The 534-nt window shown below is 71.2% G+C and carries 1 protein-coding gene; it reads right to left on the bottom strand.

Features of this window, described 5'->3' with window-relative positions; all coding sequences use genetic code 11:
* The coding region (locus QOL99_RS17515) for a hypothetical protein (protein ID WP_285525692.1) at positions 1–534 on the bottom strand (534 nt) is incomplete at both ends.

Raw genomic sequence — 534 nt, 5'->3', positions numbered from 1 at the left:
CCGCACCAGGTCGCCCAGACGTTCACCACGGCGGGCCGGGGCAGGTCGGCAAAGGGGAGGGCCGTGGTCTCGCCCCCGCTGGACACCCGGGTCACCGTCACGTGGTCGGCGTTCAGGACGGGTTGGGGAGCCGGGCGCAGCAGCAGCGGGAGCGCCGCGGCCCCGGCACTCAGCAGCAGCCCGCGCGTCAGGGCAGGCGGCCAGCCCCGCAGGCGCGTGCTGCAGTTTCCGGATAATCCGTTCTGGCCCCTCCGCTTTGCTCCGGTGCCTCCACTCCTATCCGTCACCGTTTTTCCTTCTCCCGCCGGTCGGGATTCACAGTCATTGCATAACTGTTCATCCGAAATTCTTATGAGCAGGTAGACCAGGCCAGCGGCGACCCCGGCGGGCCACACCCACTCGCCGGCACGGACGTCGAGGACGGTCAGCACGCGCCCGATGAAGGTGGGGGCCAGCTCGGACCAGTGCGGCAGGGCAGCGGCCAGCCGGGCCACGATCAGGGCCACGAGGGCGGCGGTGCCCGCGTGCCGGACG

Source organism: Deinococcus rhizophilus, assembly GCF_030271215.1.
GTDB lineage: Bacteria > Deinococcota > Deinococci > Deinococcales > Deinococcaceae > Deinococcus > Deinococcus rhizophilus.
This window is presented reverse-complemented; position numbering and strand designations above follow the sequence as displayed.